Source organism: Pseudomonas sp. UBA5666 (assembly GCF_002420785.1).
Classification (GTDB): domain Bacteria; phylum Pseudomonadota; class Gammaproteobacteria; order Pseudomonadales; family Pseudomonadaceae; genus Aquipseudomonas; species Aquipseudomonas fulva.
Map to the genome: position 1 here is coordinate 47,891 of NZ_DIIQ01000002.1, position 13,455 is coordinate 61,345.

General features: G+C 62.8%; 11 protein-coding genes. 10 read left to right on the forward strand and 1 reads right to left on the reverse strand.

Annotated elements, in window-relative coordinates; all coding sequences use genetic code 11:
• Positions 1-174: 174 nt before the first annotated feature.
• The 7 genes from B2Y33_RS00415 (at position 175) to trxC (ending at position 10,551) form a co-directional block, all read left to right on the forward strand.
• Positions 175-1,122: a choline ABC transporter substrate-binding protein gene (locus B2Y33_RS00415; RefSeq protein WP_027913545.1), complete on the forward strand. Its 948-nt coding sequence runs from the start codon at positions 175-177 to the stop codon at positions 1,120-1,122.
• Positions 1,123-1,204: 82 nt separating this feature from the next.
• Positions 1,205-2,053 carry a choline ABC transporter permease subunit gene (gene choW / locus B2Y33_RS00420; protein WP_173645905.1) on the forward strand — a complete coding sequence of 283 codons (849 nt, stop codon included), beginning with the start codon at positions 1,205-1,207 and terminating at the stop codon, positions 2,051-2,053.
• Positions 2,050-3,228: a choline ABC transporter ATP-binding protein gene (gene choV / locus B2Y33_RS00425; protein ID WP_027913544.1), complete on the forward strand. Its 1,179-nt coding sequence runs from the start codon at positions 2,050-2,052 to the stop codon at positions 3,226-3,228. Before choW ends, choV begins: the two co-directional genes overlap by 4 nt.
• A gap of 193 nt (positions 3,229-3,421) precedes the next feature.
• On the forward strand, positions 3,422-5,164 hold the full coding sequence (locus tag B2Y33_RS00430; protein WP_023532459.1) for a potassium/proton antiporter: 1,743 nt from the start codon (positions 3,422-3,424) through the stop codon (positions 5,162-5,164).
• Positions 5,165-5,199: 35 nt separating this feature from the next.
• A complete protein-coding gene (gene mscK / locus B2Y33_RS00435; RefSeq protein WP_104926594.1) occupies positions 5,200-8,508 on the forward strand; it encodes a mechanosensitive channel MscK in 3,309 nt (1,102 codons plus the stop codon).
• A gap of 121 nt (positions 8,509-8,629) precedes the next feature.
• Positions 8,630-10,090, forward strand: a complete 1,461-nt coding sequence (gene selO / locus B2Y33_RS00440; protein ID WP_104926595.1) for a protein adenylyltransferase SelO — start codon at positions 8,630-8,632, stop codon at positions 10,088-10,090.
• 26 nt (positions 10,091-10,116) lie between these two features.
• The gene (gene trxC, locus B2Y33_RS00445) at positions 10,117-10,551 is read left to right on the forward strand and encodes a thioredoxin TrxC (RefSeq protein ID WP_027913541.1); all 435 of its coding nucleotides are present in this window, start codon (positions 10,117-10,119) and stop codon (positions 10,549-10,551) included.
• 72 nt (positions 10,552-10,623) lie between these two features.
• Here the strand turns inward: trxC and B2Y33_RS00450 are convergent, their stop codons facing one another.
• Positions 10,624-11,397 (reverse strand): ParA family protein, encoded by a 774-nt coding sequence (locus B2Y33_RS00450; RefSeq protein ID WP_028686670.1) that lies wholly within the window; start codon positions 11,395-11,397, stop codon positions 10,624-10,626.
• A 267-nt stretch (positions 11,398-11,664) separates the two neighbouring features.
• On the opposite strand from B2Y33_RS00450, the gene B2Y33_RS00455 reads away from it, so the two are divergent.
• The 3 genes from B2Y33_RS00455 to B2Y33_RS00465 are packed head-to-tail and all read left to right on the forward strand — an operon-like array spanning position 11,665 to position 13,452.
• Positions 11,665-12,417, forward strand: coding sequence for a beta-ketoacyl synthase chain length factor (locus B2Y33_RS00455; protein ID WP_288632748.1), 753 nt, complete (start codon positions 11,665-11,667; stop codon positions 12,415-12,417).
• Positions 12,393-13,211, forward strand: a complete 819-nt coding sequence (locus tag B2Y33_RS00460; protein WP_027913538.1) for a lysophospholipid acyltransferase family protein — start codon at positions 12,393-12,395, stop codon at positions 13,209-13,211. Before B2Y33_RS00455 ends, B2Y33_RS00460 begins: the two co-directional genes overlap by 25 nt.
• A complete protein-coding gene (locus B2Y33_RS00465) occupies positions 13,180-13,452 on the forward strand; it encodes a phosphopantetheine-binding protein (protein WP_023532784.1) in 273 nt (90 codons plus the stop codon). Before B2Y33_RS00460 ends, B2Y33_RS00465 begins: the two co-directional genes overlap by 32 nt.
• Positions 13,453-13,455 lie beyond the last annotated feature (3 nt).

Below are 13,455 nucleotides of genomic sequence, written 5' to 3' on the forward strand. Positions count from 1 at the left end.
GTTGCGTACTGGATACGACTCCACCAGTAGGCGATTGCTCGGCGCTGGAGGATTATCGAAAGCGACTCGTAAAGCACGGCCACGCAACCTGCCCTCTGCAGGCCTGATCGATCGGACCCTCAGAACGTCCGACGAACCACGCGAACCCGAAGACAAAATCACAGGAGTCCACCCATGAAAGGTTCACCCTCGTTATTGCTGGTCGCGTTGCTGTCCGCATCGGTACTGGCCCAGGCTGCAGAACCCGAGCAGTGCCAGACGGTGCGGTTTTCGGATGTCGGCTGGACCGACATCACGGTAACCACGGCCACCACCAGCGCTGTGCTCGACGCCTTGGGCTACAAGACGCACACCACCATGATCTCGGTGCCGGTGACCTACAAGTCGCTGGCGGCCGGCAAGGACCTGGACGTGTTTCTCGGCAACTGGATGCCGACCATGGAGAACGACATCAAGCAGTACCGCGACGCCGGTACGGTCGAAACCCTGCGCGCCAACCTGGAAAACGCCAAATACACGCTGGCAGTACCGCAAGCCCTGTACGACAAGGGCTTGAAGGATTTCAGCGACATTCCCAAGTTCAAGGATGAGCTAGGCGGCAAGATCTACGGGATCGAGCCGGGCAATGATGGCAACCGCACCATCCAGAGCATGATCGACAAGAACGCCTTCGGCCTGAAGGACGCCGGCTTCAAGATCGTCCAGTCCAGCGAGGCCGGCATGCTGTCCCAGGTGGATCGCTCGCAGAAACGTGGCGAAGCCATCGTGTTCCTGGGGTGGGAGCCGCACCCGATGAACACTCGGTTCAAGATGCAGTACCTGACCGGTGGGGACGAGTTCTTCGGCCCCGATTTCGGCAAGGCGACGGTGTACACCAATACCCGCAAGGGGTATGCGCAGGAATGCAGCAACGTCGGCCAACTGTTGAAGAACCTGTCGTTCGAGCTCAAGGACGAAAGCACCATGATGGGCTATGTCCTGGACGACAAGATGAAACCTGACGCCGCCGCGCGCAAATGGCTCAAGGACAATCCTGGCAAGCTGGACACCTGGCTGGCAGGCGTGACCACCGTGGATGGCAAACCTGGTCTCGAGGCGGCCAAGGCCAAGCTGACGCAATAACCGAACTACGCAGTAGCGCTACCTCGGGGCAGGACCGTGCCCGCCCCGGGTTGATTTCAATCTACGCAGGTGGAAGCTCGCTATCATGCTTATCGATCAGAAAATACCCCTGGGCCAGTACATGTCCTCGTTCGTCGAGTGGCTGACCCAGCACGGCGCGAATTATTTCGACGCCATCGCCCAAGGCCTGGAGTTCATGATCCATGGGGTCACCAGTACCCTGACCTGGTTCAACCCGCTCGTGCTCATCGCGCTATTCGCTGCCCTGGCGCACCTGATCCAGCGCAAGTGGGCATTGACCGCCTTCGTCGCAGTGTCCTTTCTGCTGATCCTCAACCTGGGCTACTGGCAGGAAACCATGGAAACCCTGGCCCAGGTCAGTTTCGCCACCGTGGTCTGCGTGGCCATCGGCGTGCCGCTGGGTATCGTCGCCGCACACAAGCCGATGTTCTACACCGCCATGCGGCCGGTGCTCGACCTGATGCAAACGGTCCCCACCTTCGTCTACCTGATCCCTACCCTTACCCTGTTCGGCCTGGGCGTGGTGCCTGGGTTGATCTCGACGGTGGTATTCGCCATCGCCGCCCCCATCCGCCTGACCTACCTGGGTATCTGCGATGTACCCCAGGAACTGATGGACGCCGGCAAGGCCTTTGGCTGCTCGCGCCGTCAACTGCTCACCCGTATCGAACTGCCCCATGCGATGCCGAGCATCGCCGCAGGCGTCACCCAATGCATCATGCTGTCGCTGTCGATGGTGGTGATCGCCGCCCTGGTGGGCGCCGACGGCCTGGGCAAACCCGTGGTCAACGCACTGAACACCGCCGATATTTCCTTGGGCTTCGAAGCGGGCCTGGCAATCGTGCTGCTGGCGATCATGCTCGACCGTATCTGCAAGCAACCGGAGCTGCCGGCCAGGAGTGAAGCATGAGTATCATTCGATTCGAAGACGTCGACGTCATCTTCTCCAACAAGCCACGCGAAGCGCTGTCGCTGCTGGACCAGGGCAAGACCCGCGAAGAGATTCTCAAGCAGACCGGGCTTGTGGTCGGCGTCGAGAAAGCCAACCTGGACATCCAGAAAGGCGAGATCTGCGTGCTCATGGGCCTTTCCGGTTCGGGCAAGTCCAGCCTGCTGCGCTGTATCAACGGGCTGAACACCGTCAGCCGCGGCAAGCTGTTCGTGGAGCACGAAGGCAAGCACATCGATATCGCCCACTGCACTCCGGCTGAACTGAAGATGATGCGCACCAAGCGTATCGCCATGGTGTTCCAGAAGTTCGCCCTGATGCCTTGGCTCACGGTGCGCGAGAACATCAGCTTCGGCCTCGAAATGCAGGGCCGCCCCGAGAAGGAACGTCGCAAGCTGGTCGACGAAAAGCTCGAACTGGTAGGCCTGGCACAGTGGCGCAACAAGAAGCCCGATGAATTGTCCGGCGGCATGCAACAGCGCGTCGGCCTGGCACGCGCGCTGGCCATGGATGCCGACATCCTGCTGATGGACGAACCGTTCTCGGCCCTGGACCCCTTGATTCGCCAAGGCCTTCAGGACGAATTGCTGACCCTGCAGAGCCAGCTGAACAAGACCATCGTCTTCGTCAGCCACGACCTGGACGAGGCGCTCAAGCTGGGCAGCCGGATCGCGATCATGAAGGACGGCCGGATCATCCAGTACAGCAAGCCCGAGGAAATCGTGCTCAACCCGGCCGATGAATACGTGCGCACCTTCGTGGCCCATACCAATCCGCTGAACGTACTGTGCGGACGCAGCCTGATGCGCTCGCTCGACAACTGCAAGCGCGTCAACGGCTCGGTCTGCCTGGACCCCGGTGGCGATTCGTGGCTGGACTTGGGTGAAGGCAATTCGATCAAGCGTGCACGGCAAGGCCAGAACGGGCTGGAGATGCAGAACTGGGCGCCAGGGCAGTCAGTGGAAGGCCTGAGCCGCAGGCCAACCCTGGTGCATGCCGATATCGGCATGCGTGAGGCACTGCAGATTCGCTACCAGACCGGCAACAAGCTGGTGCTGCAGGAAAACGACAAAGTCGTGGGGATTCTGGGAGACACCGAGCTTTATCACGCCTTGCTGGGCAAGAACCACGGTTGATTGCACGAGGGCCGCATTCGCGGCCCTCTTCTTTGAAGGCGGCGCGCGCTGCGGGCTGGCTTGCCTACATCTTCAGAAACGCTTTACAGGCTGCCAATTCATCAGGTTAGAATCGGTTGGCACGCGACCTGCTAGCAAACACCGAATCCGCGCTATCACGTCTTCCCTCCTCGTTGTCCCGGAGTACCTGCCTTTGGATGCCAGTACCATCAATAGCCTGTTCCTGATCGGCGCATTGCTGGTGGGGGCAAGCATCCTGGTCAGTTCGCTGTCGTCGCGGCTTGGCATCCCGATTCTGGTCATCATCCTGGCCGTCGGCATGATCGCTGGCGTGGACGGGGGTGGCATCATTTTCAACAACTACCCAACCGCCTACCTGGTGGGCAACCTCGCGCTTGCCGTGATCCTGCTCGACGGTGGTTTGCGCACGCGGGTGGCAAGCTTCCGGGTCGCCTTGTGGCCGGCGCTTTCGCTGGCAACGGTCGGGGTCATGATCACCACGGCGCTGACCGGCATGGTGGCGGCCTGGTTGTTCGACCTGAGCCTGATCCAGGGCCTGCTGATTGGCGCCATCGTGGGCTCCACCGATGCCGCAGCGGTCTTCTCACTGCTGGGCGGTAAAGGCCTGAACGAACGGGTCACCGCCACACTGGAAATCGAATCGGGTAGCAACGACCCGATGGCGGTGTTCCTCACCGTGACCCTCATCGACATGATCGCCAGTGGCCAGACCGGGCTGCACTGGAGCCTGCTGGGCCACCTGTTGCGCGAGTTCGGCATCGGCGGGTTGCTGGGGCTGGGCGGCGGCTGGGTGATGCTGCAGTTGGTCAACCGCATCAACTTGGCAGGCGGCCTTTACCCGATTCTGGTCGTGGCCGGTGGGCTGGTGGTCTTCTCGCTGACCAACGCTTTGCACGGCAGTGGTTTCCTTGCGGTCTACCTGTGCGGGCTGGTGCTGGGCAACAAGCCGATCCGCAGCCGGCACGGCATTTTGCACATGCTCGACGGCATGGCATGGCTGGCCCAGATCGGGATGTTCCTGGTGCTGGGCCTGTTGGTGACGCCTCACGACCTGCTGCCTATCGCCCTGCCGGCACTGGGCCTTGCCCTGTGGATGATTCTGATCGCACGCCCGTTGTCGGTCGTTGCCGCACTGCTCCCCTTCAAGGCGTTCCACGACCGCGAGAAAGCCTTCATTTCCTGGGTAGGCCTGCGCGGCGCCGTGCCCATCATCCTGGCGGTATTCCCGCTGATGGCCGGCCTGCCGGACGCCCAGCTGTTCTTCAACCTGGCGTTCTTCATCGTCCTGGTTTCGCTGCTGGTGCAGGGCACCAGCCTGCCCTGGATGGCCAAACTGCTCAAGGTGACGGTGCCGCCAGACCCGGCGCCCATCTCTCGCTCGGCACTGGAAGTGCACATCACCAGCGAATGGGAGATGTTCGTCTACCGCCTGGGCGCCGAAAAGTGGTGCATTGGAGCGGCGCTCAGGGAGCTGAAGATGCCAGAGGGCACGCGCATCGCCGCGCTGTTCCGTGGCGAACAGCTGCTGCACCCTTCGGGCAGTACCGTGCTGGAAGTGGACGACATGCTGTGCGTGATCGGGCATGAGCACAACCTGCCTGCACTGGGCAAACTCTTCAGCCAGGCGCCCCAACGCGGCCTGGACCTGCGCTTCTTCGGCGACTTCGTGCTCGAAGGCGATGCCGAGCTCGGCGCCGTGGCGTCGCTCTACGGCCTCAACGTCGACAGCCAGGATGCCCACATGCCGCTGGCGCAGTTCATCCGACAGAAGGTCGGAGGCGCGCCAGTGGTAGGCGACCAGGTCGAATGGCATGGCACGATCTGGACCGTGGCGACCATGGACGGGAACAAGATTCAGAAAGTGGGCGTCAGATTCCCCGAAGGATCGCGACCAGGACCAGGATTGTTCCTCTAAACTTCGTTTCTGCCTGATCCACAAGTAGTCTGCCTATGTCCTTTCGCCTGCACCTTCGCACAGCCCTGCTCGGGCTGTGCCTTTGCCTTCCCCTGGCGGTCGCCGCCGCTGAAGCCCCCACCACCGCCAGCGTCCAGGAAAGCCTGGACAAGATCGCCGAGCGCAAGCTGCCCGAAGCCGATCAGAAGGCCCTGCAGCAAGTGCTCGAGCAAACCCTCAGCCTGCTGGCCAGCAAGGAAGACAACGAACGCAAGCTGACCGCCCTCAAGCAGCAGCTGGCCAGCGCGCCAAAGGAAACCAGCGACAGCCAGAAAGAGCTGGCAAGGCTCAAGCAGAGCTCGGTGCAGTCGGTGGCCCAGCGCTACGCCAGCCTTGGCGTGCCGCAGCTCGAGCAGATGCTCAGTGAACGCACCACCCAGCAAGGCGAGCTGCAAAAGGCGCTGTCCGAAGCCAACAGCCTGATCATCAATTCGCAGACCCGTCCCGAACGGGCTCAGTCCGAGATCAGCAGCAGCCAGGCGCGGGCCCAGCAGATCAACAGCATCCTCAAAAGCGGCAAGGATGCGGGCAAGCCTATCAGTGCCGACCTGCGCAACCAGCTCAACGCCGAACTGGCCTCGCTCAACGCCCTCACCCAATTACGCCGCCAGGAGCTGGCGGGCAACAGCGTGCTGCAAGACCTGGGCAATGCCCGCCATGACCTGCTGATCGAGCGCACGGCACGCCTGGAGCAGGAAATCCAGGACCTGCAGACCCTGATCAACGATAAACGCCTGGCCCAGTCCCAGGAAACCGTCACGCAGCAGTCGATCGAAGCCCAGAAAGCCGGCGGCAGCAGCCTGCTGGCCACCGAAAGCGCGGCCAACCTCAAGCTGTCCGACTACCTGCTCAGAAGCACCGACCGGCTCAACGAACTGACCCAGCAGAACCTGCGGACCAAGCAGCAGCTCGACACCCTGACCCAGGCCGATCAGGCGCTGGACGAGCAGATCAGCGTACTCAAGGGCAGCCTGCTGCTGTCCAAGATCCTGTACAAACAGAAACAGACTCTGCCGCACCTCAAGCTCGACCGTGACCTGGCTGACCAGATCGCCGACACGCGCCTGTACCAGTTCGAAGTCAATCAGCAGCGCGAGCAGATGAGCAGCCCGGTCAGCTACGTGGACAAACTGCTGGCTGCACAACCCCCCGAAACCGTCACCCCCCAATTGCGCAAGGCATTGCTGGAAGTGGCCATCACCCGCAGCGACTTGCTCGAACGCCTGAACCGAGAGCTGTCGGCGCTGCTCAACGAATCCATTACCCTGCAACTGAACCAGAAGCAGCTACTGGGCACTGCCCAAAGCCTGCGCACCACGCTGGACGAGCAGATGTTCTGGATACCCAGCAACAAGCCGTTGGACTGGGACTGGCTGGCCTATGTGCCGCAACGCCTGGCCGACCAGGTGGCGGACCTGCCGTGGAGCTCGGGCCTCAAGGAGCTGGCTGACGGGTTGAGCCAGCGCCCATTGCTGTTCCTGCCGCTGTTGCTGGTGATCGGCGCGTTGCTGTGGCGACGCAAGTACCTGTACCAGCGCCTGGGCAAGGTGCACCAGGACATCGGCCATTTCCGTCGCGACAGCCAGTGGCACACCCCGCAGGCGATCCTGATCAACATCCTGCTGGCGATGCCGGTGAGCCTGGGCCTGGCGCTGTGCAGCTACGCCCTGCAGATCGACGCCCGCGGGCAGAACGCCAACCTTGGCGCGGCACTGTGGCAACTGGCCCAGGCCTGGCTGGTGTTCTATACGGCCTACCGCATCCTCTCGCCTGGCGGGGTGGCCGAGATTCACTTCCGCTGGTACAAGCCCCAAGTGGAGTTCTTGCGCGGCTGGGTTCGGCGACTGGGCACTGTGGTGCTGGCACTGGTGGGGGTGGTGGCGGTGGCCGAGCACCAGCCCTCGGCGCTGGCCGACGACGTGCTGGGGATTGGCGTGGTGCTGACCTGCTACGCACTGATGGCCTGGTTGCTCAGCCGCCTGTTGCTGAGCAGCCCTGCCCACCGCGACACCTCGCTGTTTCGCAAAGCAGTGGGCGTGGCCTTCACCGCCTTGCCCATCGCCCTGTTCATCGCCGTGTGCTTCGGCTACTACTACACGGCGCTGAAACTCACCGACCGCCTGATCTACACCCTCTACCTGCTGCTGTTCTGGCTGGTGATCGAGGCGGCATTCGTACGCGGGCTTTCCGTGGCCGCCCGACGCCTGGCCTACCAGCGCGCGCTCAGCAAGCGGGCTGCAGCCAAGGAAGGGCTCGATGGCGAAGTCGTCGTCGAAGAACCGACGCTGGACATCGAACAGGTCAATCAGCAGTCCCTGCGCCTTATCCGCCTGGCCTTGCTCGGTGGCTTCATCGCCGGCCTGTACTGGGTATGGTCGGACCTGCTCTCGGTATTCGCCTACCTCAACAACTTCGTGTTGTACGAATACACCAGCGGTACGGGCGCTGCGGCGAGCATGGTCCCCATCAGCCTCGGTGACCTGCTCGGCGCACTGGTGATCGTGGGCATTACCTTCGCCCTGGCCGGCAACTTGCCCGGCCTGCTGGAGGTGCTGGTACTGTCGCGGCTTAATCTGGCCCAAGGCAGTGCTTACGCCACCACCACGCTGCTGTCCTACACCATCGTCGGCGTCGGCATCGTCAGTACCCTCTCCACCCTGGGGGTCAGCTGGGACAAGCTGCAGTGGCTGGTCGCCGCGCTGTCGGTAGGCCTGGGTTTCGGCATGCAGGAAATCTTCGCCAACTTCATTTCGGGCATCATGATCCTGTTCGAACGCCCGGTGCGTATCGGCGACACCATCACCATCGGCAACTTGTCGGGCACGGTGAGCAAGATCCGCATCCGCGCCACCACCATCACCGACTTCGACCGCAAGGACATCATCGTCCCCAACAAGACGTTCATCACCGGGCAACTGATCAACTGGTCGCTCACCGATACCGTTACCCGCGTGACCCTGAAACTGGGCATCGACTACGGCTCGGACCTGGACCTGGTACGCGACCTGCTGCTCAAGGGTGCGCATGAGAACCCGCGGGTGCTCAAGGACCCGGAACCTCTGGTGTACTTCCTGCAATTCGGCGAAAGCTCACTGGACCACGAACTGCGCATGCACGTCCGTGACCTGGGTGATCGCAACCCGACGCTGGACGAGATCAATCGCTACATCAACCGGGAGTTCAAGGCGCACGACATCAAGATCTCCGTACGCCAAGTCGAGGTGTTCCTGATGGACCCCAAAGCCGGCAAACAACAGTTGATACCGATGGACTCGCCCAAATCCGATGGCACTCAACCGGTGTGATTGGACTCCATAGGGCAGAGACGCCCGTTCAACCCGCGAGGGCCCGGCCCTCGCTCACGGCCGGTTCGCCCGCACAGGGCCACGCAGCGGCCGCTTGCCACCTCGACTCAGGAGCAGCCCCGTGAAAGCCCTCGACCAGCTCACCTTCGACAACCGCTTCGCCCGCCTGGGGGACGCATTCTCTACCCAGGTACTGCCCGAGCCGATCGCAGACCCTCGCCTGGTGGTCGCCAGTGCATCGGCCATGGCGCTGCTCGACCTCGACCCGGCCCAGGCCGAGCTGCCGTTGTTCGCCGAACTGTTCAGTGGCCACAAGCTCTGGGAAGGCGCCGATCCACGAGCGATGGTGTATTCCGGCCATCAGTTCGGCGGCTACAACCCGCGCCTGGGTGACGGCCGCGGCCTGTTACTGACCGAGGTGGTCAACAATGCCGGTGAACATTGGGACCTGCACCTCAAGGGCGCCGGCCAGACCCCCTACTCGCGCATGGGCGATGGCCGTGCCGTGCTGCGCTCCTCGATTCGTGAGTTTCTGGCCAGCGAAGCCTTGCATGCCCTGGGCATCCCCAGCAGCCGAGCCCTGTGCGTGATCGGCTCCAGCACCCCGGTGTGGCGGGAAACCCAGGAAAGCGCCGCCATGCTCACCCGCCTTGCCCAGAGCCATATCCGCTTTGGCCATTTCGAATACTTCTACTACACCCAGCAGCCCGAGCAGCAGCGCGTGCTGATCGACCATGTACTCGATGAGCACTACCCGCAGTGCAAAGACGCCGAGCAGCCTTACCTGGCCATGTTCCAGACCATCGTCGAGCGCAATGCCGAGCTGATCGCACGCTGGCAAGCGTACGGTTTCTGTCACGGCGTGATGAACACCGACAACATGTCGATTCTGGGGATCACCTTCGACTTCGGCCCGTTCGCTTTCCTTGACGACTTCGATGCCAACTTCATCTGCAACCACTCCGACGACCGCGGCCGCTACAGCTATGCCAACCAGGTACCGATCGCCCATTGGAACCTCAGCGCGCTGGCCCAGGCCTTGACCACGGTGGTCGAGGTCGAAGCGCTCAAGCAGGCACTGGCGCTGTTCCTGCCCCTCTACCAGGCCCATTACCTGGACCTGATGCGTCGCCGGCTCGGCCTGACTACCGCCGAGGATGAAGACATGGCCTTGGTCGAGCGTCTGCTGCAACGCATGCAGAGCGGTGGTGTGGACTACAACCTGTTCTTCCGCCGCCTGGGCGATCAACCGCTGGCCGACGCGCTGCAATCGGTACGTGACGCCTTCATCGACCTGGCGGGTTTCGATGCCTGGGCTGTCGACTATCAAGCGCGCTGCGAACGTGAACCGAACCATGCTGCCGGGCGGCGTGAGCGCATGCACGCCGTGAACCCGCTGTATGTGCTGCGTAACTATCTGGCGCAGAACGCCATCGAAGCGGCCGAGGCAGGCGACTACACTGAGGTCAGGCGTTTGCATGAGGTGCTGAGCCGCCCGTTCGAGGAACAGGCCGGAATGCAGGCCTATGCAGCGCCGCCACCTGCCTGGGGCAAGCACTTGGAAATCAGTTGCTCGTCCTGAAGCCCACAGACGCCAACGGAGATGCAATGACCGATCCGCTAATTGTCCCTTGCCCTCACTGCAACGGCCTGAACCGCTTGCCCGCCGACCGCCTGGGCGATGCGCCCAAGTGTGGCCGCTGCAAGCAGCAAGTGGTGCTCCAGGCGCCGTTCGTGCTGACCGAGAGCAGCTATGCAAGCCAGGTCAAAGGCGACCTGCCCTTGCTGATCGACGTCTGGGCCGATTGGTGTGGCCCCTGCAAGGCCTTCGCGCCAGTCTTCGAACAAGCGGCCCGCCAACTGACTGGCCGCTGCCGCCTGGCCAAGCTCGACAGCGAAGCCAACCGCTCCCTGGCCGGGCAACTGGGCATTCGCTCGATCCCGAGCCTCATACTGATGCGCAACGGCCGCGAGATCGCGCGCCAGGCAGGGGCACTTCCCCTTCAGCCACTGCTGGAGTGGCTGCGCAGCCAGGGGGTTTGACCTCAGGTACCTGCAAGCAGCGACTCATAGGGGATACGTAGCCCCTCGTGCAGACGTCTGATCAAGCTGCACCTACTCATCCCCACCCAGCAAATCATGCAGCGCCACGAATTGCTGGGTCAGTTTGTGACGGGGGTCGAGGTGGATCAGGGGCAGGCTGGCGTGATGCGACTCCCGCATCTTCACTGAACTGCCCAGGTACACCGGCAGCACCGGCAAGCCTTCGGCCAGTAGCGCGTCCAGCATCTGCTGCGGCAGGCTGGCACGGGGCTGGAACTGGTTCACCACGATGCCCTCGACGACCAGGTGTTCGTTGTGGTCTTCCTTGATGTCCTCGATCTCGGCCAGCAACCCGTACAGGGCCTGACGCGAGAAGCTGTCGCAGTCGAACGGGATCAGCACTCGGTCCGCTGCGATGAGCGCCGAGACGGCATAGAAGTTGAGGGCCGGCGGGGTGTCGATGTAAATCCGCTCGTAATCTTCACTCAAGACGTCGAGCAATTTACGCAGCTTGTTGATCTTGTGCTTGGCTTCGAGCTTGGGTTGCAGGTCGGCCAACTCCGAGGTGGCGGTGACCACATGCAGGTTTTCGAACGGTGTCAGGTGGATATCGACCTTATTCTTCTTCACCCCGGGCCCACTGGACAGGCTCTGCTTGAAGAAATCGGCGATGCCCATGGGAATGTCTTCGCCCACCAGCCCGGTGAGGTACTGGGTCGAGTTGGCCTGTGCATCCAGGTCGATCAGCAAGGTTCGGTAGCCTTCATGGGCGCTTACCGCTGCCAGGTTGCAGGCGATGCTGGATTTGCCCACCCCGCCTTTCTGATTGAACACCACGCGTCGCATGACTGACCTCCGGATAGGGACGAGTTGCCGAGTATGTGGCGACGCCGTGCCCATGGCCAGCGCTGCTACAGCGGCTGCGCACCAGACATGGCGCTGTGCCGACTGTCGGAAAAAGGAAACTATTCAATCGGACCACGCCACATCCGCTTGAAGGCGTTGTCTCTTTGGATCCGAATCCATTGCTACATCACCGCCGCACCGGGATAATGCGCGCCACTCGATGAACGCACCACCCCTGACAGGCAGGCGCCGACACGTTCGCTCGGCATGGAAGCCCCTCAGGGCGGGAAGAAAACCACCGTGATCACCTTCAACATCACCCAATGGCGTGCATGGGCTCCGGGCCTTTCGGCGCCTGCCGACTGGCACGCCTGGGCCAGTGGCAATTCGCCATCGGATGCTGACGCCTGCGCGCCTGACGTGGCCTTTCTGCCGGCCATGCAACGCCGTCGGCTGAGCCACATGGCGCGCATGGCGTTCGCGGTGGCCTGGCCATTGGCAGAGGGCCAGCCGCCGCTGCCGCTGGTCTTCGTGTCACGCCACGGTGAAACACCCCGTACGTTTTCGATTCTGGGCGAACTGGCTGCGGGGCAGCCGCTGTCACCTACCCAGTTCAGCCTCTCGGTGCACAACGCGGTCATCGGCCTGTGGTCGATCCTGCGCGGTTCCACCTGCGAGATGACGGCACTGGCCGCCGCGGGGGATGGTTTCGAGCAGGGCGTGGTGGAAGCCGCAGCGCTCATGGCTGATGGTGCCCCAGCCGTGCTGTTGATCGTTACCGAAGAACAGCCGCCGCCGGCCTATGGCCCCTGGATAGACGACGTCCCATTCGCCTATGCGCTCGGCCTGTTGCTGACCCCAGGCCAGCAATGGCAGCTAGCGCCCGGCCAGGTCGCCGCATCACCGGCAGTGCCTGGGCTGCCTCACGGCTTGGCCTGGCTCAAGGCCATGCTCAACGGCCGCACCGATTTCACTCACACAGGGAAGCGTCGTACATGGAACTGGCACCGACAGCCGTGAGCAGGTCAGGCGATGCCTTCATCTGGCGCCTGTTGGCCACCGCGACGAGCTTTATACTGTTTGGCATGGGCTGCCTGACCCTGCGGCTGTTCGTGTTTCCGCTGCTGGCCTGCCTGCCCGGTGGCCGGGTGCGCCACCGCGAGCGGGCCCGGCGCACCATCAGCTGGTTGTTCTGGCGCTTCGTGCAGTTCATGCGCGCCATGGGCGTGCTGACGTACGAAATCGAAGGGGCCGAGCGCCTGGGCCGGCCGGGTCAGATGATCATTGCCAATCACCCCTCCCTGATCGACGTGGTGTTCCTGATCGGCCTGGTACGCCAGGCCAACTGCGTCGTGAAGCAGAGCCTGTTCGACAACCCGTTCACACGCGGGCCGGTCAGTGAGGCGCAATACATCGGCAACGATGGCAGCATGGACATGCTCGACGCCGCCGTCGCCTCGCTGCAGCAGGGCCAGACCTTGGTGATTTTCCCGGAAGGCACGCGCACCTCGCCAGGCCAGCCGCCGGCCTTTCACCGCGGCGCGGCTGCGATTGCCCTGCGCGGTGCAAGCGTCATCACCCCAGTCACCATCAAGGTCAGCCCAACCACGCTGACCAAGAACGAACCCTGGTACCGCATCCCTGGCAGGCGTGTGCACTTCACCCTTTCGGTGGGCCCGGACGTGCATCCCGACGCCTACGCAGCGCTGGGCCCTGCACCCAAAGCTTCCCGCCTGCTCAACGACTACCTGCACAACTACTACATCAAGGAGCTCGCCGCCGATGAGCGCGCCACAGCAAGACCTCAACCGTGATCTCAAGCAACTGATCATCGACGCCCTGGGCCTGGAGGACATCAGCGTCCAGGACATCGACGACGAACAGACCCTGTTCGGCGAAGGCCTGGGCCTGGATTCGGTTGATGCGCTCGAGCTCGGCCTGGCCATCCAGAAGCGTTATGGCATCAAGATCGACGCCGATGCCAAGGACACCCGCAACCATTTCAGCAGTGTCGCCGCCCTGGCGGCGTTCGTCACTGCCCGTCAGGCCGCCTGAGAT